The sequence below is a fragment of the Pseudomonas sp. S2_H10 genome, assembly GCF_054668285.1.
In genome coordinates, this window is sequence record NZ_CP162754.1 from 2067318 (window position 1) to 2091264 (window position 23947).

The following is a 23947-nucleotide window of genomic DNA, read 5'->3' on the forward strand; positions in this document are numbered from 1 at the left end:
TTACTCGTCAGCGCCCTTGTCGATCACTTTACGGCCACGGTATACGCCTTCTGGCGATACGTGGTGACGCAGGTGAACTTCACCGGTGGTTTTTTCTACAGACAGGGTGCTAGCCTCGAGAGCGTCGTGCGAACGGCGCATGTCACGGGCAGAGCGGGATTTTTTGTTCTGCTGAACAGCCATAATTGATTAACTCCTAAACGTTTGGGTCACGCTTTAACTGCGCCAATACACTGAACGGGTTGGACCGCGTTACCTCGTCCTCGCTCGGTTCGGGCTCATCGAGACCCGCCGGCTGCTGGCATTCTTCCGGATGATGAGCAGGCACAATGGGCAAGGCGAGCAGAAGCTCCTCCTCGATCAGTGACTGCAGATCCAAAGGATCTTCGCCCAGTTCCAGCACGTCATAACCTTTCGGCAACGACTGGGTATTCGCACCCTCCTTCACCACAGCGTAACTGCATTCGCTATGGATCGGCAGGGTGACCAGCTCAAGACAACGCTGGCAAACCATTTTGACTTCAGTGTCGATAAAGCTGTGGATGACCACAGATTTACGTTCATCTCGTTCAAAAACGAATTTAGCCTGCACCGTACCGACATTGTCGGAAAGCGGGTCGCAGAGTCTCTCCAAATCGGCCAGCAGCATTTCACCTTGAAGGGTGGTGCCACGATCAGCCAATTTGCGCGGGTCAACGTGAGGTGGAATCGGGTCATTCAACATAGGCGCAGCATTATAGGGATGCCCCCGCCCATGTCAAAGGAAATTCAGCCCTGTCCGTCACTTGGAAGCCTCGCTAGAATTCGCACCTGCCTTATGGAGATGCGCATGCTGCCTTTATTACTCGCTTCCGGCTCGGTCTATCGCCGGGAATTGCTCGCTCGCTTGCAGCTGCCTTTCACGTGCAGCTCGCCGGATATCGACGAAAGCCATCGCCCGGGTGAATCCGCCATCGAGCTGGTCAAACGCCTCGCCGAAGAGAAAGCGCGAGCCCTGGCCGATAGCCATACCGCTCATCTGATAATCGGTTCCGACCAGGTCGCCGTGCTGGGAGAGCGGATCATCGGCAAGCCCCACACCTTCGAAAAAGCCCGCGAACAGCTGCTGGCCGCCAGCGGTGCCAGCGTGACATTCCTGACCGGCCTGGCCCTGCTCAACAGCCGGACCGGGCACTGCCAGGTCGACTGCGTGCCGTTCACCGTACACATGCGCACACTCGACGCGCCACGCATCGAACGCTACCTGCACGCCGAGCAACCCTACGACTGCGCAGGCAGCTTCAAGGCCGAAGGCCTGGGGGTCAGCCTGTTTCAAAGCACGCAAGGCCCTGACGCCACCAGCCTCGTCGGCCTGCCACTGATTCGCTTGACCGACATGCTCATGACCGAAGGTGTGCAAATCCCGTAGGAGCCGGCTTGCTGGCGAACCGGGCGACGCGGTGTATCAGGCATGCCGCCTTCGCTGGCAAGCCAGCTCCTACAGATGGTGCGAAGGAAAAAAAACCGGCCACGCAGGCCGGTTTTTCATGTCACTTCAGACTCAGCGCAGCGACGGACCGTTGAATCCCATCCACATCGCCAAATGCTCAGCCACGCTGGCACCGAGCTTTTTCGAGAAGCGATCGAACGGCGACTCCTGAACGGTAAAGTCCACCAACTCTTTCTCGCCGATCACATCCCGCGCAACCGAACTGGCATTGCCCAGTCCATCGATCAACCCCAACGGCAGCGCTTGCTCGCCGTTCCAGACCAGGCCGGAAAACAACTCCGGATGCTCCTTGTCCTTCAGGCGATCGCCGCGCCCCTGCTTGACGCTGTTGATGAACTGCTTGTGGGTCGTATCGAGCACGCTCTGCCAGAAAGCGGTTTCTTCCGGTTTTTGCGGCTGGAACGGATCGAGGAACGACTTGTGCTCACCCGAGGTGTAGGTGCGACGCTCGACCCCCAGCTTCTCCATGGTGCCGACGAAGCCATAACCGGCCGCTGTCACACCGATGGAGCCGACCAGGCTCGCCTTGTCGGCGTAGATCTGGTCCGCCGCGCTGGCGATGTAGTAGGCACCGGAAGCCCCGAGGTCGGAAATGACCGCATACAGCTTGATATCCGGGTGCAGGCCGCGCAGGCGACGGATCTCGTCGTAGACGTAACCCGACTGCACCGGACTGCCGCCCGGGCTGTTGATGCGCAGGATGACGCCCTTGACCTTCTCGTCCTCGAAGGCCGCGCGCAGGCTGCCAACGATATTGTCGGCGCTGGCCGGCTCCTTGTCGGCAATCATGCCGGTCACGTCGATCAACGCCGTGTAGTTGGCGCTGCGGGTAGCGGCCTTTTCCATGTCCATCAGCGGCGAAAACAGCGCAATGGCGCCGAACAGGTACACAAACGTCAGCAACTTGAAGAATATTCCCCAGCGGCGGGACCGGCGCTGCTCCTGCACGCTGGCCAGCAGCGTCTTTTCCAGCAGCTTCCAGCTTTTGTCGTCACCGCTCTCTGCGCTCGCCTTCGCGGGCGCCTTCCATTCGTCGGCCATGCCATTACCCCACAAACAACCGGTTAAGCCCGCTGACTCAGCCAGGCATGCAATTCTGAAAAACGGTCGATGGCCAGTCGCGGCTCATACAACTTCAATGCCTCGATCGATTGAGCACCATAGCTGACAGCCACCGAGCCTATGCCGGCGTTGCGCGCCATCTGCAAATCAAAGGACGAATCCCCGACCATCAACGCCTGTTCCGGGCGAACTTCGCAATGCGCGAGAATCTGCTCGAGCATCAGCGGATGGGGCTTGCTGGCGGTCTCGTCGGCAGCGCGGGTGATATCGAAAAAATCCTCCCAGCCATGGGACTTCAACACCCGATCCAGCCCGCGACGGGCCTTGCCGGTCGCCACGGCCAGATGATAACCCTCGGCGCGAAATGCCTCGAGCGACTCGACCACGCCCTCGAACAGCGGCGAAGGCACGGCCTCCGACGCAATGTAGTGCTCGGCATAATGCTCGCGGAACGCGATCAGCTCGGCATCATCAATCTCGGGATACAGGGTGCGGATCGCTTCCGGCAAGCCCAGGCCGATGATGCCCTTGACGGCAAAGTCATCACGCCGCTCAAACCCGGAACGCTGCGAGGCAACGTGCATCGCCTCGACTATCCGGCCAATGGAATCGGCCAGCGTGCCGTCCCAATCGAAAATCAGCAGCTTGCAATCAGATGGGCGCACTCAAACGCTCCACGGTCTTGGCCCACATCTCGTCGACCGGCGCCTGCAGCTTCAGCTCACCGCCATCGGGCAGCGGCACGGTCAGCATGTAGGCGTGCAGGAACAGGCGCTTGCCGCCCAGGTCACGGATTTCCTTGCTGAAACCTTCTTCGCCATACTTGGTGTCGCCAGCGATGCAATGCCCGGCGTGCAGGGTATGGACACGGATCTGGTGAGTACGACCGGTAATCGGCTTGGCTTCGATCAAGGTGGCAAAGTCGCCAAAACGGCGCAGGACCTTGAATACGGTCACGGACTCCTTGCCCTCCTCCTCGTCGACCTCGACCATACGCTCGCCGGAGCGCAGATTGCTCTTGCCCAGAGGCGCTCGTACCTGCTTGATCGAGGACGCCCAGTTACCGCGAACCAGCGCCATATAGCGCTTATCGACGCCATCGCCGCGCAACGCCGCATGCAAGTGGCGCAACATGCTGCGCTTCTTGGCGATCATCAACAGGCCGGAGGTGTCACGGTCGAGACGGTGAACCAGCTCGAGCTCCTTGCAATCGGGGCGCAACTGACGAAAGGCTTCGATCACCCCGAACGTCAGGCCGCTACCGCCATGAACCGCAATGCCGCAAGGCTTGTTGATCACGATCAGCGCCTTGTCTTCGAAGACAATCGAGGCTTCGAGGCGCTGCAGCAGGCCTTGTGCCAGTGGCACCGGCTCGTCGCGCTCAGGCACACGTACCGGCGGCACGCGCACGATATCGCCCGCCTGCAGCTTGTACTCGGGCTTGATCCGTCCCTTGTTCACGCGCACTTCGCCCTTACGCAAAATGCGGTAAATCAAGGTCTTGGGCACGCCTTTGAGTCGGGCGAGAAGGAAATTATCAATACGCTGGCCGGCATATTCCGGCGAGACCTCAAGCAGTTGTACGCCTGGAGTCGGGGGGGTAGTCGTCGTCATGGCGCGGATGATAACAATTTTTTATGGAATTGAAGCACTTAATCATTGCTGCTATAGTCGCGAACGCCGCCAAAAGCGGCCTGGACAGCGGACCAACGGTCAAAAACCGGCCCTGACCAACGCAATTCACCAGGACGCGAGGCCGTCCTACGGGGCTTTCGCTACGTAACGGTGGAGTTTGCAGGTGTAACGAGCGCAGGTGACATGAGGCCTGAATCACGCCACAAAGCAGAGTTTTCACTCGTTTTGCGAGCCATATTCACGGCCAGTTCACAAAGTGCAGTCAGCTGCGAATGACCCCGAGCGAAGGCATCGGAAACAACGCCTAAATTAGCCATGATGCGTGACCTCCCCTTTCGGAGCTCACGGTAAATGCCAACCCGCTGCGGATTCTGCGCGCGGCAGCACCCGAATTATCAGGGATACGTGTAGGGTGGAGATGCACAACCGCCGGACTGTGTAGCAACAGGTTTTCTCAAGACGCTTCATCTCGTCCACAGCCGCTGGTTGATTCCTCCTCCTGACTGAGTGCTTAAGTAGCCACAGCAAGCAGGACGCGTACGTCGCGATGAAGGCCCACATTGGCCGGACTTCGCTGGACACGGGAAATGGCCAACCACTCCCGACGCACCTGACACCGACCGTGAGAAGTCGTGTGTGCCGAACGCCGTTTCCGGCAGCCCGGAAACCGACGGTACTACATGAAAAGAATGCTGATTAACGCAACTCAACCCGAAGAGTTGCGTGTTGCACTGGTAGATGGCCAGCGCCTCTATGACCTGGACATCGAATCCGGTGCACGCGAGCAGAAGAAGGCCAACATCTATAAAGGCCGGATTACTCGCATCGAACCAAGCCTCGAGGCTGCCTTTGTCGATTTCGGCTCTGAGCGCCACGGCTTCCTGCCCCTCAAAGAAATCTCCCGCGAATACTTCAAGAAAGCCCCGGAAGGTCGCGTCAACATCAAGGACGTCCTGAGCGAAGGCCAGGAAGTCATCGTTCAGGTCGAAAAAGAAGAACGTGGCAACAAGGGCGCCGCCCTGACCACCTTCATCAGCCTGGCCGGTCGTTACCTGGTGCTGATGCCGAACAACCCGCGTGCCGGCGGTATTTCCCGTCGCATCGAAGGCGAAGAGCGCAACGAACTGCGTGAAGCGCTGAACGGCCTGGTAGCCCCGGCCGACATGGGTCTGATCGTGCGCACTGCCGGCCTTGGCCGCAGCAGCGAAGAAATGCAGTGGGACCTCGACTACCTGCTGCAACTGTGGACCGCCATCAAGGAAGCTTCGCTGGACCGCGCCGCGCCGTTCCTGATCTACCAGGAAAGCAACGTGATCATCCGCGCGATCCGCGACTACCTGCGCCAGGACATCGGCGAAGTGCTGATCGACAGCGTCGAAGCCCAGGACGAAGCCCTGACCTTCATCCGCCAGGTGATGCCGCAGTACGCCAGCAAGATCAAGCTGTACGAAGACAGCGTCCCGCTGTTCAACCGTTTCCAGATCGAAAGCCAGATCGAAACCGCTTTCCAGCGCGTAGTCGAACTGCCTTCCGGCGGCTCCATCGTGATCGATCCGACCGAAGCCCTGGTGTCCATCGACATCAACTCGGCGCGCGCCACCAAAGGCAGCGACATCGAAGAAACCGCACTGCAGACCAACCTTGAAGCCGCCGAAGAAATCGCCCGTCAGTTGCGCCTGCGCGACATCGGCGGCCTGATCGTCATCGACTTCATCGACATGACCCCTGCCAAGAACCAGCGCGCCGTGGAAGAGAAAGTCCGCGAATGCCTGGAAGCCGACCGCGCTCGCGTGCAAGTCGGTCGCATCTCGCGCTTCGGCCTGCTGGAAATGTCCCGTCAGCGCCTGCGTCCGTCCCTGGGCGAAAGCAGCGGCATCGTCTGCCCGCGTTGCAACGGCACCGGCATCATCCGTGACGTTGAATCGCTGTCCCTGGCGATCCTGCGCCTGATCGAAGAAGAAGCCCTGAAAGACCGTACCGCCGAAGTTCGCGCACAAGTGCCGATCCCGGTGGCTGCGTTCCTGCTCAACGAAAAACGCAACTCGATCACCAAGATCGAACTGCGCACCCGTGCCCGTATCGTCATCCTGCCGAACGATCACCTCGAAACGCCGCACTTCGAAGTTCAGCGCCTGCGTGATGACAGCCCGGAAGCCGCGACCAACCAGTCCAGCTACGAAATCGCCGCTGCCGCTGCCGAAGTCGAAGAAGTCCAGCCTGCCGCCGCGACCCGCACCCTGGTTCGCCAGGAAGCCGCGGTCAAGACCGCTCCGGCCCGCGCCAACGCTCCGGTTCCGACCGAAGTCGCCGCTCCGGCCCCTGCCCCGGTCGCCGTACCGGAGCCAAGCCTGTTCAAAGGCCTGGTGAAGTCGCTGGTGAGCCTGTTCGCCACCAAGGAAGAGCCTGTTGCTCCGGCCGTGGTTGAAAAGCCTGCGACCACCGAGCGCCCGGCCCGTAACGAAGAGCGTCGCAACGGTCGCCAGCAGAGCCGCAACCGTAACGGTCGCCGCGATGAAGAGCGCAAGCCTCGCGAAGAACGTGCACCGCGTGAAGAACGTGCTCCACGTGAGCCGCGCGAAGAGCGTCAGCCACGCGAAGTGCGCGAGCCTCGCGAGACCCGTGAAGAAACCCCGGCAGTCGCCCGCGAAGAACGCGCACCACGCGCTCCACGTGAAGAACGTGCACCGCGCGCCCCGCGTGAAGACCGCAAGCCACGTGGCGAGCGCGAAGAACGCGTTCGTGAACTGCGCGAGCCTCTGGATGCCACCCCGGCCGCTGCCGCTGTCGCTGCTGATACCGCTACCGCAACGGCTGAAGAGCGTCCGGCTCGCCAGCCACGTGAAGAACGCGCGCCACGCCCACCGCGTGAAGAACGTCAGCCACGTGCCGAGCAAGCTGCTGCCGCCGCTGCCGAAGAAGAGCTGGCCACCAGCGAAGAACAAGCGCAGGAAGACGGTCAGGAAGGCGCCGAAGGCGATCGTCCACGTCGCCGCTCCCGTGGCCAGCGTCGCCGCAGCAACCGTCGCGAGCGTCAGCGTGATGCCAATGGCAACGTGATCGAAGGTACGGAAGAGTCCGAGTCCGGCGAAAACGCTGAAGCGCCAAGCACTGCCGATCTCGCCGCCGGCCTGGCTGTGACCGCAGCCGTTGCCAGCAGCGTGATCAGTGCTCCAGCCGAAGCTGAGGCCAATGTGCAAGCCGAACGCGCCACTGCCGCCACCCTGGAAACTGCTCCAGTCGAAGCGCCAGCCGTTGAAGCGACCACGCCGGTCGAAATCACCGCCTCACCGGAAATCGAAGTAGCGCCAGCGCCGCAAGCACAACCTGTCGTTGAAGCTGCCGCCGAGCCGACTCCAGTGGTTGAAGCCCCTGCCCAGGCAGCAGAAGCCGTCGTCGAAAGCGTGTCTGAAACCGTTCGCGAAGTGCGTGAAGAGCAAACGGCCTTCAACTGGGTAGCCGAGCCGGCTGTCGCTGAAACACCAGCGCCAGCTGTCGAGACCCAAGTGGCTGAAGCCATGGTTTCCGAGCCAGTGGTTGTTGCTGCAGAGCCGGCTCCAGCGCCGGTGGTTGAAGCGCCAGTCGTTGATGCGCCGGTCGTTGCCGAAGCACCGGCTCCGGAAGTCGAAGCTGCTCCTGCCAGCGCCCTGACGCCAAGTGGCCGTGCGCCTAACGACCCACGTGAAGTGCGTCGTCGCAAGCGTGAAGCCGAGCGTCTGCAGAAGGAAGCTGAACTGGCTGCCGCTGCTGCTCCGGTTGAAGCGGTTGTCGCCGCCGAACCTGCAGCGGCCGCCGAAGTGGCTGCCGAGCCGGTTGAGTCGGTGATCCACGAAGCGCCGCGCTCCGTTCAGGAAGCGGTAGAGCAACACGAGCAAGCCGAGGAAAAAGAGCACGAGCCTAAACCTCTCGTCTGATTCCATCGGCCACTAAAAAGCCCCGCCTGGTGATCCAGGCGGGGCTTTTTTTATGTCCGGACTTCACAGCAATCCCTTGTGGGAGCGAGCCTGCTCGCGATAGCGGAATCACATTCAACATTGATGCTAGCTGATCCACCGCTATCGCGAGCAGGCTCGCTCCTACAGGTGAGCTAAGCGGACCTGAAATTCAACGCGTCAGGTACATCCACATCCCACAACACGCCGGGATCATCCACGATCAGTTCAATCACCCGCCCCTCGGCGAACAACGGTTTGGCGCCACGATCCCCCGATAGCGCCATCAACCCCGCCGCGAAGTCCCGCCCAAACCCGACCGGATGCCCATACTCACCGCCCTGCACTGGCACGCTGATACGGTCATCGCCAATACCCGCCACCACTTGTTCGATACTGGACGGCAGGATGAACGGCATATCCCCCAGCACCATCAGCCAGCCATCGAGCTGCTTGCAGGCAGCGACCCCGGCGGCAATGCTGTCGCCCATACCCGTCGACTCGATCAGCACGATCTCGCAGCCATAGGCCTGAGCCATGCGAACCACTTGCGGACGGTCAGCGGTCGTCACCAATACGCGCTTGTCCAGTGCGACCGGCAGATTGACCAATGTGTGTTCGATGACAGACCGCACCGCACCATCGCGACCGGTGCAATCGGCCAGCAATTTATCCTTTTCGGCGCCCGCCACCTGACGAAACCGACTGCCCTGCCCTGCCGCCAGCACGATGACGCCAATTGACTTGCTCATACCCTCTCCTGCAAGACTTTCTTCTGCTTCAATTCGATGCCGTTTTTGACCGCGACGATTTCCGCCATGAGCGACAAGGCAATTTCCGCCGGATTATGACTGCCGATATGTAAACCGATCGGACCATGCAAGCGATCGATCGTCGATTGCGCCAACCCCAACTGCGCCAGGTTTTCCCGGCGCTTCTGGCTGTTGACCCGCGAACCCAGCGCCCCGACGTAGAACGCCCCGGAATCCAGGGCGGTGAGCAGCGCCATGTCGTCCAGACGCGGATCATGGGTCAAGGCCACGATGGCCGTGCGCTCATCGGTGTGGATACTCAATACCGCGTCATCCGGCATGCCTGCAACGAATCGTCCGTGCTGCTCTTCCCAGCCATAGGCAAATTCGCTACGCGGATCGCAAATCAGCACCTCGAAATCCAGCAGGCGGGCCATTTCCGCCACATAACGCGACAGTTGCCCCGCGCCGATCAACAGCAAGCGCCAGCGCGGGCCGTAGATCGCCCGCAAGGTCTGGCCGTCGAACGTCAACACGTCAGCTTTACCGGCCGGCTGCAAAAGCACTTTGCCGGTGGCCAGGTTCAGTTCACGGGCGACGATTTCATGGGCCTCGCAACGGGCGAGCAAATGCTCGACCCAGTCCCCATCGTCGATACGCTCCTCGGTCAAACGCAAGGTGCCGCCGCAGGGCAGGCCGAAACGTGCGGCTTCCTCGCGGGTCACGCCGTAGGTGATCAATTGCACCGGCGGCCCGTCGCGCGCGAGGCGCCCGTCGTGCAGCCGGGCGATCAAGTCATCTTCGACACACCCGCCCGAGACCGAACCGATCACCATGCCGTCTTCGCGCAGGGCGAGCATGGCGCCGGGCGCCCGGGGCGCCGTGCCCCAGGTTTCGACCACGCTGTACAACACCACCCGCTGGCCGGCGCGATGCCATGACAACACGCTGCGCAGGACGTTCAGATCGGCGCTGTCCATCAGGCTTCGGCCTTCTGCCAGCCCGACAGTTGATAACGAACCGGCAAATTGCGAATGCGCTTGCCGGTGGCGGCAAAGATCGCATTGCACAGGGCGGGCGCAATCGGTGGCACGCCCGGCTCACCCACACCACCCAATGGCACGTCGCCCGGCGGCGTCACCAGATGCACGGCCACCTCTTTCGGCGCCAGGGACATGCGCGCCACCTCGTACATATGGAAGTTATCCTGCTGGACCTTGCCGTCCTTGAAGCTGATTTCCCCCAGCACCGCATTCCCCAGGCCCATGACACAGGCGCCTTCGAATTGCGCGCGAATCCGCTCGGGGTTGATCTGCGGCCCGCAATCGACGGCGATGTCAGCCTTGTGCACCACCAGCGTGCCGTCGTCCTTGACCTCCACCTCGATCACCGCCGCCACATATGTCACGAAGCTGTAATGCACCGCCAGGCCCAAGCCGCGGCCCTTGGGCAGTTCACGCCCCCAACCGGCGGCCTTGGCGGCGGTCTCCAGTACCGTGCGCAGGCGCGCGGTATCGATCGGATAACGCTCGGGGGATTCGCCGTAGTTCCACTCTTCACTCAAGGTGCGCGGATCGATCTTGCGGTCCGGGCCGAGCAATCTGACCTGATACTTCAGCGGATCCTGCCCGGCCTTGTGCGCCAGTTCATCGATAAAGCTCTGGATCGCGAAGCCGTGGGGAATGTTCGACACCGAGCGATACCAGCCGACCCGGGTGTGCACCGTTGCCTCGGGGTTTTCCAGGCGAATGTTGGGGATCGCATACGCCATGTTGGTGAATCCCATGCCCAGCTCGAACGCTGCCTCATGGTTCATGCCCGGCGCAAACAATGCGGTGATGCTCGGCGCCACCGTACGGTGCAACCAACCGGACGGCAGACCGTCCTTGTTCAGACTGGCCTTGAGGTATTCGGCCGAAACGGTATGGAAGTAGGAACAGTGGATGTCGTCTTCGCGGGTCCATTGCACCCGCACCGCCTTGCCGGGAAATTCCTTGGCGAGGATGGCGGCTTCAATGATGAAGTCAGGCTTGGACTTGCGTCCGAACCCGCCCCCCAGCAGGGTCACGTTGAACGTGACGTTGTCGAACGGCAGGCCCAGGCGCTCACCGATCCGCTCCCGGGTGACCTGCGGCGCCTGGCTTGGGCCCCAGGCTTCACACGCACCGTCCTTGAACCGCGCAATGGCGACCATCGGTTCCATCGGCGACTGCGACAAATGCGGCAAATAATAGGAGGCTTCCAGCGTGCTGTCGGCGCTGCTCATGGCCTCATCGATATTGCCGGTATTGCGCACCACCTTGCCGGGTTTGAGCGAGGCGGCTTCGAGCTCCTTGCGGTAAGCGATGGAGTCGTAGCTGGCGTTGGGGCCGTCGTCCCACTCGATTTTCAGCGCCTCGCGGCCCTTGATCGCCGCCCAGGTGTTGTTCGCCACCACGGCGATACCGCCGAGCGGTTGAAACTCCGAAGGCAAGGGCCGGCTCTCGATCTGCAGCACCTTGACCACGCCGGGGACTTTCATCGCCGCACTGCCATCGAAGCTCTTGACCTTGCCGCCATACACCGCGGGCCGCGCAATGGTCGCGTAGAGCATGCCGTCGAAATGCACGTCGGCGCCGTACACCGCACGGCCATTGACGATGTCCTCACCATCGATGGCCTTGGTGCCTTCCTTGCCGATGTAGCGAAACTCCGAGGGCTGCTTGAGCCTCAGGCTGTCACGCGCCGGCACGGCCAAGGCGCCGGCAGCGGCGGCGAGCGCGCCATAATCGAGTTCGCGGCCCGAGGGTTTATGGATGACTTTATGCAGTTGCGCATGGCATTCGCCGACCGACACTTTCCACTGATCAGCGGCGGCCTGTTCCAGCATTGCGCGTGCAGCCGCCCCGCAACGACGCATCGGCTCGTACCAATGGCGCATGCTGCGCGAGCCGTCGGTGTCCTGGTTGCCGAAGCGTACTTCATCGCCGGGGGCCTGCTGTACCTTGACCCGAGCCCAATCGGCCTCCAGTTCATCGGCCACCACCATGGTCAGGCTGGTGCGCACGCCCTGGCCCATCTCCGAACGGTTGCAGATTACGGTTACCGTGCCATCGGCGGCGATGCTCACATAGACTTTCGGGTCGTCGACCCAACCGTGCGGCATGCCGTCGGCGCCGAACTTTTTCTCTTTGTCCTCGGCAAAAGCGTCTTGCCAGCCCCAGCTTGCCGCCAATACCAGCGCACTGGTGGCGCCCACGCCTTTGAGAAAGCCACGGCGACTGAGGTTGCTCAGGGCGAAATCATTCAGTAAGCGGTTCATGCCTTGACCTCCTTCAGGTGGGTGGAGGCCTGGCGGATGGCGGTCTTGATGCGGTTGTAGGTGCCGCAGCGGCAGATGTTGCCGACCATGGCTTCTTCGATCTGCTCGTCGCTCGGGTTCGGATGGGTCTTGAGCAGCGCTGTCGCCGACATGATCTGCCCGCCCTGGCAGAAGCCGCATTGGGCGACCGCCGTGTCGAGCCAGGCTTGCTGCACGACTTTGCCGACCGGGTCGGCGTGCAGGTTGTCGATGGTGCTGACATTCTGCCCGATGACGGAACCGATGGGCGTGATGCAACTGCGTGCCGGAGCCCCTTCGATATGAATGGTGCAGGCGCCGCACAGGCCCATGCCGCAGCCGAATTTTGTGCCGTTGTAACCGGCCACGTCGCGGATCGCCCAGAGCAGCGGCATGTCCTCGGTGACGTCGAGTTGATGGTCTTGACCATTGAGCTTCAGGGTAATCATGGGCACGCCCGCATATTTCTTGAGTTATGGGGTCGAGCAATCTGCCGCTGGATCTCAGGCTTTGCGACGTAGGGTCGCACGCAGATCGACTCAGGCTAATAGGCTCTCTTGTGCGGACGCAGACGTCTGCACCGGGCCTTTGGTGAAACAGGAGTGGGCATCGTTAGCCGACTAAGTTAACCGAGCATTAACATTCCGGGAAACACCGCAATACCTGTAGGAGCCGGCTTGCCGGCGATGGACTCCAGTGCGCCGCGTTTTATCCGGGTTATACGCGTTATCGTTGACGACCATCGCCAGCAAGCCGGCTCCTACAAGAGACCGCGTCTTGGTCGAAAATGAAATGATCTCCAAACCAGAGAAAGCCAAAAAAAAGCCCTGCACGATAAACATCGTGCAGGGCTTTTTGATCCGTCCTGAAAGCTTAGCTCAATACCGGTTCGGTTCCATTTCCAGGTCGACATGGAAACGCTCCGAAATGTCTTTCTGGATACGTTGCGCCAGGTTCAGCAATTGCAGGCCCGTTGCGCCGCCGTAGTTGACCAGCACCAGCGCCTGCAGCTTGTGAACACCCGCGTCGGCTTCACGAAAACCCTTCCACCCTGCCCGCTCGATCAACCAGCCGGCAGCCAGTTTCATCTGCCCGTCGGGTTGCGCATAGGCCACCAGGTCCGGGTATTCGCCCTTGAGCCGTGCCGCCAGCGCTGCCGACACCAGGGGGTTTTTGAAGAAGCTGCCGGCATTGCCGAGTACGGCCGGGTCCGGAAGCTTTTCATTGCGGATGCTGCAAATGGCCTGGCTGACATCGGTGGCGGTCGGATGCTCGATGCCTTGTTCGGTCAGGCGCTGACGCACCGGTCCGTATTCCAGATGCAGATGAGCGCCGCGGTCGAGGGCAAAACGCACGCGCAGGATCAACCAGCGCCCAGGCTCCTGCTTGAACAGGCTGTCGCGGTAAGCGAAGTTGCACTCTTGCAACGTGAAGTCGCGCAGTTCGCCGCTCTGTCGATCGAGGGCGGTCAGGCCGGCGAACACGTCCTTGATCTCGACCCCGTAGGCGCCGATGTTCTGCATTGGCGCCGCGCCGACGGTGCCGGGAATCAGGCTGAGGTTTTCCAGGCCGGACAACCCCGCCGCCAGCGTGTGTTGCACGAACGGATGCCAGGGCTCGCCCGCCTCCGCTTCGATCACCACCTTGCTGCCGTCATCGCTGAGCAGGCGAATCCCGCGAGTGGCCATGCGCAGCACCAGTGAATCGATATCCGCCGTCAGCAACAGGTTGCTGCCGCCGCCAATCACCAGTACCGGCACCTTGTGCTCCAGCCCATAGGCCAGGGCTTCACGCACATCGGCGTCGCTATGGGCCTCGGCAAACAACCGCGCCTGGACATCCACGCCAAAGCTGTTGAACGGCTTGAGCGAAACCTGCGACCTGACCTGCAAACTCATAACCGTCCCTTCAATTCGATCACCAGCAAATCGCTGGCGTGCTCGATCAGGTCCAGCACCTGCTCGAAGCCTTGGTCGCCGTCGTAATACGGATCCGGCACTTCATCGACTGGCGACTGATAACGGCGCAGGAACAAATCAAGCTCTGCCTTGCCCTTGGCCGGTTGCAGGGCCTTGAGGTTGCGCAGGTTGCTGTTGTCCATCGCCAGGATCAGGTCATAGGTGGCGAAATCGGCGCGGCTGACTTGTTGCGCGCGCTGGGCGGACAAATCATAACCGCGCAGCTTTGCCGCGGCCTGGCTGCGCTTGTCCGGCGCCTTGCCGACATGCCAGTCGCCGGTGCCGGCGGAGGCGACTTCGACCTGATCGGCCAGCCCCGCTTCACGCAGCTTGTGCCGCAGCACGCCTTCGGCCGTGGGAGAGCGGCAGATGTTGCCCAGGCAGACAAACAGAACCCGCATCACGCCTCCAGCAGGCGACGAACGCGCTCAAGGTCTTCAGCGGTATCGACGCCGGCGGGCGGCGCAATCAGTGCGTCGGCCACGTGGATCCGCACGCCGTGCCACAGGGCACGCAGCTGCTCCAGGCACTCGGTGTTTTCCAGCCAGCAGGGGCCCCAGCTGACGAAATCCTGCAGGAAACCGGCGCGGTAGGCATAGATGCCGATGTGGCGGCGGTACGGCACACCTTCCGGCAACTGCTCAGGGTTCACGGCGAAAGCATCCCGCGCCCAGGGCAAGGTGGAGCGACTGAACGTCAACGCCAGGCCATTGAGGTCGCTGACGACCTTGACCACGTTGGGATTGAACAGGGTTTGCGCGTCTTCGATCGGCTCGGCCAGGGTGGCCATGCGCGCTTGCGCGTGGGCGGCCAGGTTGGCGGCGACCTGATCGATCACGCTCGGCGGGATCAGCGGTTCGTCGCCCTGGACGTTGACCACGATGGCATCGGGCGCCAGGCCCAGCTTCATCGCGACTTCGGCCAGGCGATCGGTGCCGGAATTGTGATCCTCGCGGGTCAGCACCACTTCGGCACCAAAGCCATTGCAGGCCTCGACGATGCGCGCGTCGTCGGTGGCAACCACCACTCGCGCGGCACTGCTTTTGCTCGCCTGTTCCCAAACATGCTGGATCATCGGCTTGCCGGCGATCAGCAGCAGCGGCTTGCCCGGCAGGCGGGTGGAGGCGTAACGCGATGGAATGACGACGGTAAAGGCTGTGGTCATTTATCCAGGCGCTCGTCGGTGGTCAGGGTGCGCGCTTCGGATTCGAGCATCACCGGGATGCCATCGCGAATCGGGTAGGCCAGGCCTGCGCCCTTGCTGATCAGCTCGGTCTTGTCGGCGCTGAGCTTGAGCGGGCCTTTGCAGACCGGGCAAGCGAGGATATCGAGCAATTTGGTGTCCATGTGCATTCCCTGGAAAAAACGGAGTTAAGGCAACAAACGAGCCGGCAGCAGGCGCATCAGCTGTGTGTCGAACCAGGCCACGAAGGCCGGTGACGGCACGGCATCGACCGCCAGGTACCACCAGTCGGCGGCGGCAAAGGCACGGCATTTCACCGCGTCCTTTTCCGTCATCACCAAAGGCAACGACGGCGTGAAATTCAAAGCCTGCACGCTGTATTCGGCGTGGTCGGCAAACGCATGTGGAACCGGCTGCCAGTGTAGCGTTTCGAGGGTCTTGAAGAAACGTTGCGGATTGCCGATGCCGGCCACCGCGTGCAGGGCCTGGCCGCCGGGAAAATGCTCGAGGGAGCGCCGTTCGCCGCTGCGCAGATTGACCAGTGCGGTGGGCTGCAACTGAAAGGCAAATCCATCCTCGCGGTCGGTCGCAGCCCCGTTATAGAGCACCGCGTCGACGCTTTGCAGGCGCTCGACCGGCTCGCGCAATGGCCCGGCAGGCAGGCAACGGCGGTTGCCCAGGCCCCGGGCGGCGTCGATCAGCACCAGCTCCAGGTCGCGGGCCAGGCGGTAGTGCTGCATGCCGTCGTCGGACAGGATCAGGTCCAACGGCTCACTGGCCAGCAACGCCCTGACGGCGTTGCTGCGATCGGGATCGATCATCAGCGGCACGCCCGTGCGCTGGACAATCAGCAACGGCTCGTCGCCGGCGATGTCGGCGCTTTGTTCAGCTTCAACCCGCCATGGCAATTGCGGCGGTTTGGCGCCGTAGCCGCGGCTGACCACGCCAACCCGCAGGCCGCTGCGCTGGCAGTGCTCGATCATCCACAGGATCAGCGGCGTCTTGCCGGTGCCGCCCACGGTGATGTTGCCGACCACGATCAGCGGCACCGGCGGCTGATAGATCTCGCCCTCGCCCGCCAGAAAGCGCTTGCGCTTGTTCATCACCACGCGCCGGTACAGCCATTCCAGTGGCTGCAACAGCTTCAGGGCCGGATGACCTGCGTACCACGCGGCGAGCAATCGATCGGACATGGCCATCAGGGCGCGGGAGGCGCCGCCTCGATGGTGGTCATGCGCAAATGACTGAAACCGAGTTTGCCGGCCGCATCCATGGCAGTTATCACGGACTGATGCGCAGTTTTGCCGTCAGCGCTGATGGACAGCGGCCGGTTGGTGTCGCCGTTGGCTTCCTTTTGCAGTGCGTCCATCAGCGAGGCCAGGTCGCTTTTCGGCAGGATCTGGTTGTTCACCGAGAACACACCGTCGGCACTGATGGTGATGTCCAAAGCCTTGCCCTGATCATCGGCAGGCGTGCCGCTGACCGCTTCCGGCAGATCGACGCGCAGCTGGGTTTCACGGGTGAAGGTGGTGGTCACGACGAAAAACAGCAGCAGGATGAACACCACGTCGATCAGCGACGCGAGGTTGATGTCCACCGTTTCCCGTGGTTTGCGGCGGAATTTCACGCGTTGCTCCCGGACAGGTCCACATCACGGTCGCCCTGCACCACCTCGACCAGCTTGATCGCTTCCTGCTCCATGCCGACCACCAGTTCATCGATCCGGCGTTGCAGGAAACGGTGGAAGAACACCGCAGGGATACCCACCATCAGGCCCGCAGCCGTGGTGATCAGTGCCTTGGAAATACCACCGGCCAGTACCGAGGCGTTGGTGGTCATGCCACTGCCTGTGAATGCGCTGAAAATATCGATCATGCCCAACACCGTACCCAGCAGGCCGAGCAATGGCGCCATGGCGGCAATGGTGCCCAGGGCGTTGACGTAGCGTTCGAGCTCATGGATGACCCGTTGCGCGGCCTCCTCGATGCACTCTTTCATGATCTCGCGACCATGCTTGGAGTTGGCCAGGCCGGCCGCAAGGATCTCGCCCAAAGGCGAATTGGCGCGCAGTTCCTTGAGTTTGTCTTTATTGAGCTGTTTGTCCTTGATCCAGACCCAGACCTGCCCGAGCAAGTGCTCCGGGGTCACGCGACTGGCGCGCAGCGTCCAGAGACGCTCGGCAACGATGGCCATGGCCGCGATGGAACTCAGAATGATCGGCAGCATCATCCAGCCGCCGGATTTGACCAATTCCCACACAGTGACAGTCCCCTCGAAAAAGTGCGTCACTCTAACATAGGGGGTGCAAGCACCGAAGTCCGTGATGCCACATCCGGCTGGGCGTTCATAACGCTCGGTTATTGCTCCGGGGGCGGCGGATCGCGCCAGAAACGCCGTTCCTGACGCATTGACCAAGGCGCCTCGAAGCGCCCCAGTTGCAGACGAATGGCACCTTGATCGGCGCTGTCGTAGATCGCCATTCCGCGTTTTTGATAACGCGCGATCACCGTCGCATGCGGATGGCCAAAGGAATTGCCCTGCCCGCGGGAGATCAGCGCAGCTTTGGGTTGCAGGACATCCAGCAGGGCCCCGGACGATGAACTGCGACTGCCGTGGTGCGGTGCCTGCAGCCAATCGATGGGGACAGCCAACGGACTGCCCAGCAGGGCTCTCTCGGCGGCGGCGTCTATGTCGCCACTCAACAGCAACCGTTCGCCATTGGCCTCGACCAGCAGGACACAAGAGTTCTGGTTGCTGTCGCCGGCCAATGGCCAGTGCCAGAGCTGGAAATCGACGCCATCCCAGGTCCATTGCCGACCGCTTTCACAGCGCTCGGCCTGCAACTGCGCAGGCAGGTCTGACGGTTCACCACTGACCACCCGGTTCACCGGCAAGCCCCTGGCAATCGCCCGGGCACCGCCGGCGTGGTCGGCATGGGCGTGGCTGATGAGCATCAGGTCGACGCCTTTCACCCCCAGTTTGCGCAACGCCGGCAGTACCACCCGCTCGCCCTGATCGAGCTCACCGAAACGCGGACCGGCGTCGTACAGCAAGGTGTGATGCCGCGTGCGAACCAGGATCGCCAGGCCCTGGCCGACATCCAGTTGCCAGACTTCGGCCATGCCTGGCTGCAACATCGGCCTGGGCGAAAAAACCAGCATCAACAACATCGGCCACCCCAACGAACGCATCGGCACGCCTCGCGGCAGCAAGAGCAAAAACGCGCCCATGGCACCGATTACCCAGGCCCATGACGGGACCGCCGTGGGCATCCACGCGGGAACCTGACCGGAGACCAGCCCCAGCACCCGGAACCACCCGTCGATCAGGCCGCCCGCCAGCCAAAGCAATTTCTCACCCACGTAGGGCACCGGCAGCAACAGGGTTCCGAGCAACGCCGGTGGCAGGACCACCAGACTGATCCAGGGCACCGCGAACAAGTTGGCCAGCGGCCCGCTGAGGCTGATGGGCAACCCCAAGGCCAGCAACAACGGGCACAGGCCGATTGCAATCAGCCACTGGGCGCGGGTCCAGGCTTGCCACCAACGCCAGGGGCCCAACCGGCCGCCGAAGGTCAATATCAAGACTGCCACGGCCGCGAAAGACAGCCACAAACCAGGCTGAAGGCTCGCCAGCGGCTCCAGCAGCAAAATGCCGTTGAGTGCCAGCAACAGCGGCAACCATGCACCGAGATGGCGGAAGCGCAGACGCCACAACAACACCAGGCCGAGCATCAGGCAGGCGCGTTGCACCGGCACCCCGAACCCGGCCAGCATCCCGTAACCGAGCGCCGCGGCGAATGCCAGGCCGCACGCCCAAGGCAACCAGGGCAGGCGGCTCGGCCACCAGCCAACGCGGGCCAGGCCGGCGATCAGCAGATACACAACGCCCGCCAGCAATCCGATGTGCTGCCCGGAAATAACCAGCAGATGCACCGTGCCGGTGTCCTGCAATACCTGCCAGTCTTCGCGACTCAGCCCGGCGCCGTCGCCGAGTACCAACGCCGTCAGCGCGCCGCTGCGTCCTTGGGCATCCACCATCATCAAGCGCTGGCGGATTCCATCGCGCCAGGCCCATTGGGCCGGAGCCAGACGTTCACCTGACTTGACCGCCCCCGTCGCCCCGATGCGTTGCGCCAGCAACCAGGCCTGGTAGTCGAAGGCCTGCGGATTGAGAAGCCCGACCGGACGCTTCAACTTGACTGCCAGACGCCAGCGCTCCCCGCTCTGCACGGTCGGCCCGCCATACCAGGCCAGGCGCATTTGTCGCGGCAGCCGGGTACGCCGGGACTCGATGTCGGCCATTTCGAATCGCACCACACCGTCGTCATACCGGGGCAAGCCTGTGACCCGCCCTTCGATCCAGCGGGTCTCCCCGTCCAGCGCCGGCGGCAACCGGTCATCCAGCGCCCACTGCGCACTCGCGCAGGCCCAACTCAAGCCGAACAGGTAAAACGCCAGCGGATACGTCCTGAACGGCAGCAACATCAATCCCGCCACCGGCATCGCCAGCCACAACCAGACCGGCGGTAATGCCGGTAAAAAACGCAAGGTCAACAGACCCAACGCCAGCGCCATCATCCCTGTGCGCATAAGCCCGTCCTTGAGAGTCCCCTCCAAGGCTTAGCCCGCCCGTCGCGCACACGCCGTTAATAATTGTCACAAAGTCTGAATGGGCAGTTCATGGAATCCAGACATACTTGCCACCCTGACCGACCGAGAAGCCTTATGCCCCGGCGCTTATTCAAACGTTACATGCCAGATCCGTTGAGCATCAGGGAACACAAGTCCTTACGCTTTCTCGGCACGCTGTTGCATGACCCGAACCTGTGGCATCTCAACCGCCACTCCGTTGCCCGAGCCATGGCGGTTGGCCTGTTCGCGGCGTTCCTGCCGATCCCCCTGCAGATGTTGCTGGCGGCAATCCTCGCCATCATCGTGCGCGGCAACATGCCGATTGCCGTGAGCCTGGTCTGGCTGACGAACCCGATCACCATGCCTGCCGTATTCTTCTGCACCTACCAGACCGGTGCCTGGTTGATGGACGTTCCCGCCCGGCATTTGCCGGACTCGCTGACCTGGGAATGGATCACGGGTGAAATCTCGACCTTGTGGCAACCGTTCCTGTTGGGTTCGGTCGTCACGGGGCTGGTACTCGGTGCGCTGTCCTATTTCCTGGTGATGGCGTATTGGCGCTGGTGGGTGGCCAGGCAATGGAAGCGGCGCAAGAAGAGCCGGATGTGAGAATGCAAAACGGCCTCCATTTTGGGAGGCCGTTTTTTTTGCGGTGTCCGGGCTGACGCCATCGCTGGCAAGCCAGCTCCTACGGTCAGGTACGCATCCCGCGCCCACTGACCAGCAACCGCGCACAACCGAGGTAAAGCACCACGGTCGCCACCAGCATGAACGTAATCGCAATACTGATGCGGATATCCGACACGCCGAGGATGCCATAGCGGAATGCGTTGACCATGTGCAGCACCGGGTTGGCCAGCGACACGGTCTGCCAGAACGGCGGTAACAGCGAGATCGAATAGAACACCCCGCCCAGGTAGGTCAGCGGCGTCAGTACGAACGTCGGGATGATCGAAATGTCATCGAAGTTGCGCGCAAACACGGCGTTGATGAAGCCCAGCAGTGAGAAGATCGTCGCGGTCAGCACCACCACCAGAACGGTTACGCCCAGGTGATGCACCTGCAAATGGGTGAAGAACAGCGACAGCAGGGTCACGATAATCCCGACCATCAACCCGCGCAGCACGCCACCCAGGGTGTAGCCGATCAGGATGGTGTGCGGCGACAACGGCGAGACCATCAGTTCTTCGATGGAGCGCTGGAACTTGCTGCCGAAGAAACTCGACACCACGTTGCCGTAGGAGTTGGTGATCACCGACATCATGATCAGCCCCGGCACGATGTACTCCATGTAAGTGAAGCCACCCATGTCGCCGATTTGCCGACCGATCAGATTACCGAAGATCACGAAGTACAAAACCATGGTGATCGCGGGTGGCAGCAGGGTCTGCGGCCAGATCCGGGTGAAACGCCGGACTTCACGGTAAACGATGGTGTTGAGGGCAATGAGGTTGGGGCGCAGCTCGGAACTCATACCGCCACCTTCGACAGATTTTTCTCCACCAGGGACACGAACAACTCCTCGAGGCGATTGGTTTTGTTACGCAGGCTCAGCACTTCGATGTTCTGCTGTGCCAGCTGGGTGAACAGCGCGGTGATGCCCATGGACTTGTCCACCTGGACTTCCAGGGTATGGCTGTCGATCAGGCGGGACGGGTAGCCGAGCAACTGCGGCGCCACTTGCAACGTGTTCTTCATGTCCAGCAGGAACGTTTCCACATGCAATTGGCTGAGCAACTGCTTCATGCTGGTGTTCTCGACGATGGTGCCGTGGTCGATGATGCCGATGTTGCGGCACAGCTGCTCAGCCTCCTCCAGGTAGTGGGTGGTGAGGATGATGGTGATGCCCTTCTGGTTCAGCTCGGTGAGGAAACTCCACATCGAGCGACGCAGTTCGATGTCCACCCCGGCAGTCGGTTCGTCGAGGATCAGCAGGCGCGGTTCATGGACCAGCGCGCGGGCGATCATCAGGCGCCGCTTCATGCCGCCGGACAGCGAACGCGACGGCACGTCCTTCTTGTCCCACAGGCCGAGCTGGGTCAGGTACTGTTCGGCGCGTTCCTTGGCGATTTTCGCCGGGATGCCGTAGTAGCCGGCCTGGGTCACGACGATGTCGAAGGTCTTTTCGAACTGGTTGAAGTTGAATTCCTGAGGCACCACGCCGATGCAGCGCTTGAGCTGCGCAGGATTTTTGTCCAGGTCGTGACCGAAGATATTCACGGTGCCGCTGGTCTTGTTCACCAGGGTCGAGAGAATACCGATGGTTGTGGATTTGCCGGCGCCGTTGGGGCCGAGCAAGGCGAAAAAGTCACCTTCGGCGACATCCAGATCGATACCACTCAGGGCCTGGAAACCGTTGCCGTAGGTTTTGGTTAGCTGCCGGATGGACAGAGCGGAACTCATATCTGATTTACGCACCAAGAAGGGAAGAAAGGGATAAGTATGGGCGGCGGCGCACAATACAACCGCAACGAACTGACACAATGGTGCTTGTCGCCGCCACACAAGTACAGTCAAGCGTGTCGATAGTGAGTATTAAGTCAACGCGGTCATGACGGCCTTCTGGTAAGCCGGACGCTGTTTCAACCGTGCGTACCAGGCCTGCAGATGGGGTTGCGGCGCGCGCTCGATCGGCATCTCGAACCAGGCATAAATGAAACTGCCCAGGGGAATGTCGCCCATGCCGATCTCGTCTCCGGACAGGTAAGGCGTGTTCGCCAACGCCTGATCGGCCATCGCCAGCAGTGTCTCGCATTCCTTGATTGCCGCCTGGATGGCGGCCCAGTCCTGCTGGTCTGCCGGAGTGCGCAATACGCCCCAGAACACCGTACGGAACGGGCCGGCAAAGCTCGAGGTGGTCCAGTCCATCCACTTGTCCGCGGTGGCGCGGGTCTGCAGGTCCGCCGGATACCAGGCCGTATCAGCGGCGTGGCGGGCCATCAGGTAACGCACGATAGCGTTGGACTCCCACAACACGAAGCCATCGTCTTCGATCACCGGCACCCGACCGTTGGGGTTCATCGCGCGGTACTCGGGCGTATCGACGACACCAAAGGCGCCACCGGCATCGATGGCCTCGTAGGCCAGTCCCAGTTCTTCGGCGGCCCACAATGGTTTTCTGACATTCGACGAGTTTTTCCGACCCCAGATCTTCAGCATGACCGCCTCTTTTTCGGTAAGTGGGCAGGCAGCATACGCCGGATCAGGCGCGACTCAAATCGCTCTGCATATCACCCAGCAGCGGTTGCTGCTGCTCACCGAACAGGTGCGGATAGCATTTTTCCAGATGCTCGAAAAAGAACGCTTCAGGGACGTCGGCGAACTGGCCATGATCGACCAGGTACTCCATCAGCTTCGCGCCATCGCGGTTGTAGGGATGAAAAACGCTGTCGTTGATCCCGTCGAATTCCAGCGGTGCCACATTGAACAGGTCGCAGAGTTTGCGGTTGAACGCCGGTGTCGCCTTGATCCAGCGACCCTGCAAATAAAATTCGGTGTAGCCGTGCATGGCGAACATGTCGCTTTTGAGCAATTCAAGCAGCCGTGGCGTCGACAAGTGGTTGCGCACGTCCGCCAGGCCGATCCGCGCAGGAATCCCGCAGTGCCGCGCGGCACCGGCCAGCAAGGTGGCCTTGGGCACGCAGTAACTTTCGCCGGCGGCCAGCGCATAACTGCCGCGCAGGGTCTGTGGATCGCGACTGAAGGTGTACGGGTTGTAGCGCACCGCTTCGCGCACGGCGTAATAGAGACTGATCGCCTGCTCAAGCGGATCGCGACTGGCGCCTCGGTGTTTTTCGGCGAACTCCACCACGGACGGGTGGTCACTATCGATGAAGCGGCCGGGGCTCAGATACTCGTGCATGAGAACAATCTCCTGGGGAAGCCCCGAGTCTAGCGAGCACTTGAGCACAGAGATAACGACGTTTCGGCCAAAATTGGGCGCTTTGCCGCTCGCTCGACAAACGCTTTTGCCACGCGTGCGGCGC

At 61.7% G+C, this 23947-nt stretch carries 24 protein-coding genes; 3 read left to right on the forward strand and 21 right to left on the reverse strand.

What is annotated here, in order from left to right; all coding sequences use genetic code 11:
* Nucleotides 1–183, reverse strand: coding sequence for a 50S ribosomal protein L32 (gene rpmF, locus AB4O16_RS09020; RefSeq protein ID WP_003179396.1), 183 nt, complete (start codon nt 181–183; stop codon nt 1–3).
* A gap of 13 nt (nt 184–196) precedes the next feature.
* Nucleotides 197–724 (reverse strand): YceD family protein, encoded by a 528-nt coding sequence (locus tag AB4O16_RS09025; protein ID WP_008050439.1) that lies wholly within the window; start codon nt 722–724, stop codon nt 197–199.
* A 105-nt stretch (nt 725–829) separates the two neighbouring features.
* Here AB4O16_RS09025 and AB4O16_RS09030 point away from each other — a divergent pair, with 105 nt between their 5' ends.
* On the forward strand, nt 830–1408 hold the full coding sequence (locus tag AB4O16_RS09030) for a Maf family protein (protein WP_460157559.1): 579 nt from the start codon (nt 830–832) through the stop codon (nt 1406–1408).
* 132 nt (nt 1409–1540) lie between these two features.
* Here AB4O16_RS09030 and AB4O16_RS09035 read toward each other — a convergent pair whose 3' ends face one another.
* The 3 genes from AB4O16_RS09035 to rluC are packed head-to-tail and all read right to left on the reverse strand — an operon-like array spanning nt 1541 to nt 4165.
* Entirely contained in the window at nt 1541–2530 is a 990-nt protein-coding gene (locus tag AB4O16_RS09035) for a S49 family peptidase (RefSeq protein ID WP_460157560.1), read from the reverse strand.
* Between the two features lie 23 nt (nt 2531–2553).
* Entirely contained in the window at nt 2554–3216 is a 663-nt protein-coding gene (locus tag AB4O16_RS09040) for an HAD-IA family hydrolase (RefSeq protein ID WP_460157561.1), read from the reverse strand.
* Nucleotides 3203–4165 (reverse strand): 23S rRNA pseudouridine(955/2504/2580) synthase RluC, encoded by a 963-nt coding sequence (gene rluC / locus AB4O16_RS09045; protein WP_460157562.1) that lies wholly within the window; start codon nt 4163–4165, stop codon nt 3203–3205. Before rluC ends, AB4O16_RS09040 begins: the two co-directional genes overlap by 14 nt.
* A gap of 701 nt (nt 4166–4866) precedes the next feature.
* Here rluC and rne point away from each other — a divergent pair.
* A complete protein-coding gene (gene rne, locus AB4O16_RS09050; protein ID WP_460157563.1) occupies nt 4867–8097 on the forward strand; it encodes a ribonuclease E in 3231 nt (1076 codons plus the stop codon).
* 173 nt (nt 8098–8270) lie between these two features.
* Here the strand turns inward: rne and AB4O16_RS09055 are convergent, their stop codons facing one another.
* The 12 genes from AB4O16_RS09055 to AB4O16_RS09110 all read right to left on the reverse strand — a co-directional run bounded on the left by AB4O16_RS09055 (nt 8271) and on the right by AB4O16_RS09110 (nt 19919).
* Nucleotides 8271–8867 (reverse strand): nucleotidyltransferase family protein, encoded by a 597-nt coding sequence (locus AB4O16_RS09055; RefSeq protein ID WP_460157564.1) that lies wholly within the window; start codon nt 8865–8867, stop codon nt 8271–8273.
* Nucleotides 8864–9847, reverse strand: a complete 984-nt coding sequence (locus tag AB4O16_RS09060) for an XdhC family protein (protein WP_460157565.1) — start codon at nt 9845–9847, stop codon at nt 8864–8866. Before AB4O16_RS09060 ends, AB4O16_RS09055 begins: the two co-directional genes overlap by 4 nt.
* On the reverse strand, nt 9847–12168 hold the full coding sequence (locus tag AB4O16_RS09065; protein WP_460157566.1) for a xanthine dehydrogenase family protein molybdopterin-binding subunit: 2322 nt from the start codon (nt 12166–12168) through the stop codon (nt 9847–9849). The genes AB4O16_RS09060 and AB4O16_RS09065 overlap by 1 nt, the downstream gene beginning before the upstream one ends.
* A complete protein-coding gene (locus AB4O16_RS09070; protein WP_460157567.1) occupies nt 12165–12635 on the reverse strand; it encodes a (2Fe-2S)-binding protein in 471 nt (156 codons plus the stop codon). The genes AB4O16_RS09065 and AB4O16_RS09070 overlap by 4 nt, the downstream gene beginning before the upstream one ends.
* 429 nt (nt 12636–13064) lie before the next feature.
* The gene (gene murB, locus AB4O16_RS09075) at nt 13065–14084 is read right to left on the reverse strand and encodes a UDP-N-acetylmuramate dehydrogenase (RefSeq protein ID WP_160387338.1); all 1020 of its coding nucleotides are present in this window, start codon (nt 14082–14084) and stop codon (nt 13065–13067) included.
* Entirely contained in the window at nt 14081–14545 is a 465-nt protein-coding gene (locus tag AB4O16_RS09080) for a low molecular weight protein-tyrosine-phosphatase (protein WP_160387337.1), read from the reverse strand. The genes murB and AB4O16_RS09080 overlap by 4 nt, the downstream gene beginning before the upstream one ends.
* Nucleotides 14545–15309: a 3-deoxy-manno-octulosonate cytidylyltransferase gene (kdsB, locus tag AB4O16_RS09085; RefSeq protein WP_160387335.1), complete on the reverse strand. Its 765-nt coding sequence runs from the start codon at nt 15307–15309 to the stop codon at nt 14545–14547. Before kdsB ends, AB4O16_RS09080 begins: the two co-directional genes overlap by 1 nt.
* Nucleotides 15306–15491: a Trm112 family protein gene (locus AB4O16_RS09090; RefSeq protein ID WP_003179363.1), complete on the reverse strand. Its 186-nt coding sequence runs from the start codon at nt 15489–15491 to the stop codon at nt 15306–15308. Before AB4O16_RS09090 ends, kdsB begins: the two co-directional genes overlap by 4 nt.
* A gap of 24 nt (nt 15492–15515) precedes the next feature.
* On the reverse strand, nt 15516–16526 hold the full coding sequence (gene lpxK, locus AB4O16_RS09095; protein WP_460157568.1) for a tetraacyldisaccharide 4'-kinase: 1011 nt from the start codon (nt 16524–16526) through the stop codon (nt 15516–15518).
* Nucleotides 16526–16954 carry an ExbD/TolR family protein gene (locus AB4O16_RS09100; RefSeq protein WP_160387331.1) on the reverse strand — a complete coding sequence of 143 codons (429 nt, stop codon included), beginning with the start codon at nt 16952–16954 and terminating at the stop codon, nt 16526–16528. The genes lpxK and AB4O16_RS09100 overlap by 1 nt, the downstream gene beginning before the upstream one ends.
* Nucleotides 16951–17586, reverse strand: a complete 636-nt coding sequence (locus AB4O16_RS09105; protein WP_150717462.1) for a MotA/TolQ/ExbB proton channel family protein — start codon at nt 17584–17586, stop codon at nt 16951–16953. The genes AB4O16_RS09100 and AB4O16_RS09105 overlap by 4 nt, the downstream gene beginning before the upstream one ends.
* A 98-nt stretch (nt 17587–17684) precedes the next feature.
* The gene (locus AB4O16_RS09110) at nt 17685–19919 is read right to left on the reverse strand and encodes a DNA internalization-related competence protein ComEC/Rec2 (protein WP_460157569.1); all 2235 of its coding nucleotides are present in this window, start codon (nt 19917–19919) and stop codon (nt 17685–17687) included.
* 135 nt (nt 19920–20054) lie between these two features.
* Between AB4O16_RS09110 and AB4O16_RS09115 the strand changes: the two genes are divergently transcribed.
* The gene (locus AB4O16_RS09115; protein ID WP_160387327.1) at nt 20055–20570 is read left to right on the forward strand and encodes a DUF2062 domain-containing protein; all 516 of its coding nucleotides are present in this window, start codon (nt 20055–20057) and stop codon (nt 20568–20570) included.
* A gap of 85 nt (nt 20571–20655) precedes the next feature.
* On the opposite strand, the gene AB4O16_RS09120 is transcribed toward AB4O16_RS09115, so the two are convergent.
* The 4 genes from AB4O16_RS09120 to AB4O16_RS09135 form a co-directional block, all read right to left on the reverse strand.
* On the reverse strand, nt 20656–21435 hold the full coding sequence (locus AB4O16_RS09120; RefSeq protein ID WP_160387325.1) for an ABC transporter permease: 780 nt from the start codon (nt 21433–21435) through the stop codon (nt 20656–20658).
* Complete coding sequence (locus tag AB4O16_RS09125; RefSeq protein ID WP_108215331.1) at nt 21432–22364, reverse strand: ABC transporter ATP-binding protein; 933 nt, start codon at nt 22362–22364, stop codon at nt 21432–21434. The genes AB4O16_RS09120 and AB4O16_RS09125 overlap by 4 nt, the downstream gene beginning before the upstream one ends.
* A gap of 132 nt (nt 22365–22496) precedes the next feature.
* On the reverse strand, nt 22497–23120 hold the full coding sequence (locus tag AB4O16_RS09130; protein WP_460157570.1) for a glutathione S-transferase family protein: 624 nt from the start codon (nt 23118–23120) through the stop codon (nt 22497–22499).
* A 43-nt stretch (nt 23121–23163) separates the two neighbouring features.
* Entirely contained in the window at nt 23164–23823 is a 660-nt protein-coding gene (locus AB4O16_RS09135; RefSeq protein WP_460157571.1) for a transglutaminase-like domain-containing protein, read from the reverse strand.
* Nucleotides 23824–23947: the final 124 nt, after the last annotated feature.

What these genes read in the sequence shown, in the direction of transcription:
- rne (WP_460157563.1), top strand. Translation starts at nt 4,867, where the DNA reads ATGAAAAGAATGCTGATTAACGCAACTCAACCCGAAGAGTTGCGTGTT.
- AB4O16_RS09120 (WP_160387325.1), bottom strand. Translation starts at nt 21,435, where the DNA reads ATGAGTTCCGAGCTGCGCCCCAACCTCATTGCCCTCAACACCATCGTT.
- lpxK (WP_460157568.1), bottom strand. Translation starts at nt 16,526, where the DNA reads ATGGCCATGTCCGATCGATTGCTCGCCGCGTGGTACGCAGGTCATCCG.
- AB4O16_RS09035 (WP_460157560.1), bottom strand. Translation starts at nt 2,530, where the DNA reads ATGGCCGACGAATGGAAGGCGCCCGCGAAGGCGAGCGCAGAGAGCGGT.
- kdsB (WP_160387335.1), bottom strand. Translation starts at nt 15,309, where the DNA reads ATGACCACAGCCTTTACCGTCGTCATTCCATCGCGTTACGCCTCCACC.
- murB (WP_160387338.1), bottom strand. Translation starts at nt 14,084, where the DNA reads ATGAGTTTGCAGGTCAGGTCGCAGGTTTCGCTCAAGCCGTTCAACAGC.
- AB4O16_RS09030 (WP_460157559.1), top strand. Translation starts at nt 830, where the DNA reads ATGCTGCCTTTATTACTCGCTTCCGGCTCGGTCTATCGCCGGGAATTG.
- AB4O16_RS09115 (WP_160387327.1), top strand. Translation starts at nt 20,055, where the DNA reads ATGCCCCGGCGCTTATTCAAACGTTACATGCCAGATCCGTTGAGCATC.
- AB4O16_RS09130 (WP_460157570.1), bottom strand. Translation starts at nt 23,120, where the DNA reads ATGCTGAAGATCTGGGGTCGGAAAAACTCGTCGAATGTCAGAAAACCA.
- AB4O16_RS09090 (WP_003179363.1), bottom strand. Translation starts at nt 15,491, where the DNA reads ATGGACACCAAATTGCTCGATATCCTCGCTTGCCCGGTCTGCAAAGGC.
- AB4O16_RS09125 (WP_108215331.1), bottom strand. Translation starts at nt 22,364, where the DNA reads ATGAGTTCCGCTCTGTCCATCCGGCAGCTAACCAAAACCTACGGCAAC.
- AB4O16_RS09135 (WP_460157571.1), bottom strand. Translation starts at nt 23,823, where the DNA reads ATGCACGAGTATCTGAGCCCCGGCCGCTTCATCGATAGTGACCACCCG.
- AB4O16_RS09055 (WP_460157564.1), bottom strand. Translation starts at nt 8,867, where the DNA reads ATGAGCAAGTCAATTGGCGTCATCGTGCTGGCGGCAGGGCAGGGCAGT.
- AB4O16_RS09025 (WP_008050439.1), bottom strand. Translation starts at nt 724, where the DNA reads ATGTTGAATGACCCGATTCCACCTCACGTTGACCCGCGCAAATTGGCT.
- AB4O16_RS09080 (WP_160387337.1), bottom strand. Translation starts at nt 14,545, where the DNA reads ATGCGGGTTCTGTTTGTCTGCCTGGGCAACATCTGCCGCTCTCCCACG.
- AB4O16_RS09070 (WP_460157567.1), bottom strand. Translation starts at nt 12,635, where the DNA reads ATGATTACCCTGAAGCTCAATGGTCAAGACCATCAACTCGACGTCACC.
- AB4O16_RS09065 (WP_460157566.1), bottom strand. Translation starts at nt 12,168, where the DNA reads ATGAACCGCTTACTGAATGATTTCGCCCTGAGCAACCTCAGTCGCCGT.
- AB4O16_RS09060 (WP_460157565.1), bottom strand. Translation starts at nt 9,847, where the DNA reads ATGGACAGCGCCGATCTGAACGTCCTGCGCAGCGTGTTGTCATGGCAT.
- AB4O16_RS09110 (WP_460157569.1), bottom strand. Translation starts at nt 19,919, where the DNA reads ATGCGCACAGGGATGATGGCGCTGGCGTTGGGTCTGTTGACCTTGCGT.
- rluC (WP_460157562.1), bottom strand. Translation starts at nt 4,165, where the DNA reads ATGACGACGACTACCCCCCCGACTCCAGGCGTACAACTGCTTGAGGTC.
- rpmF (WP_003179396.1), bottom strand. Translation starts at nt 183, where the DNA reads ATGGCTGTTCAGCAGAACAAAAAATCCCGCTCTGCCCGTGACATGCGC.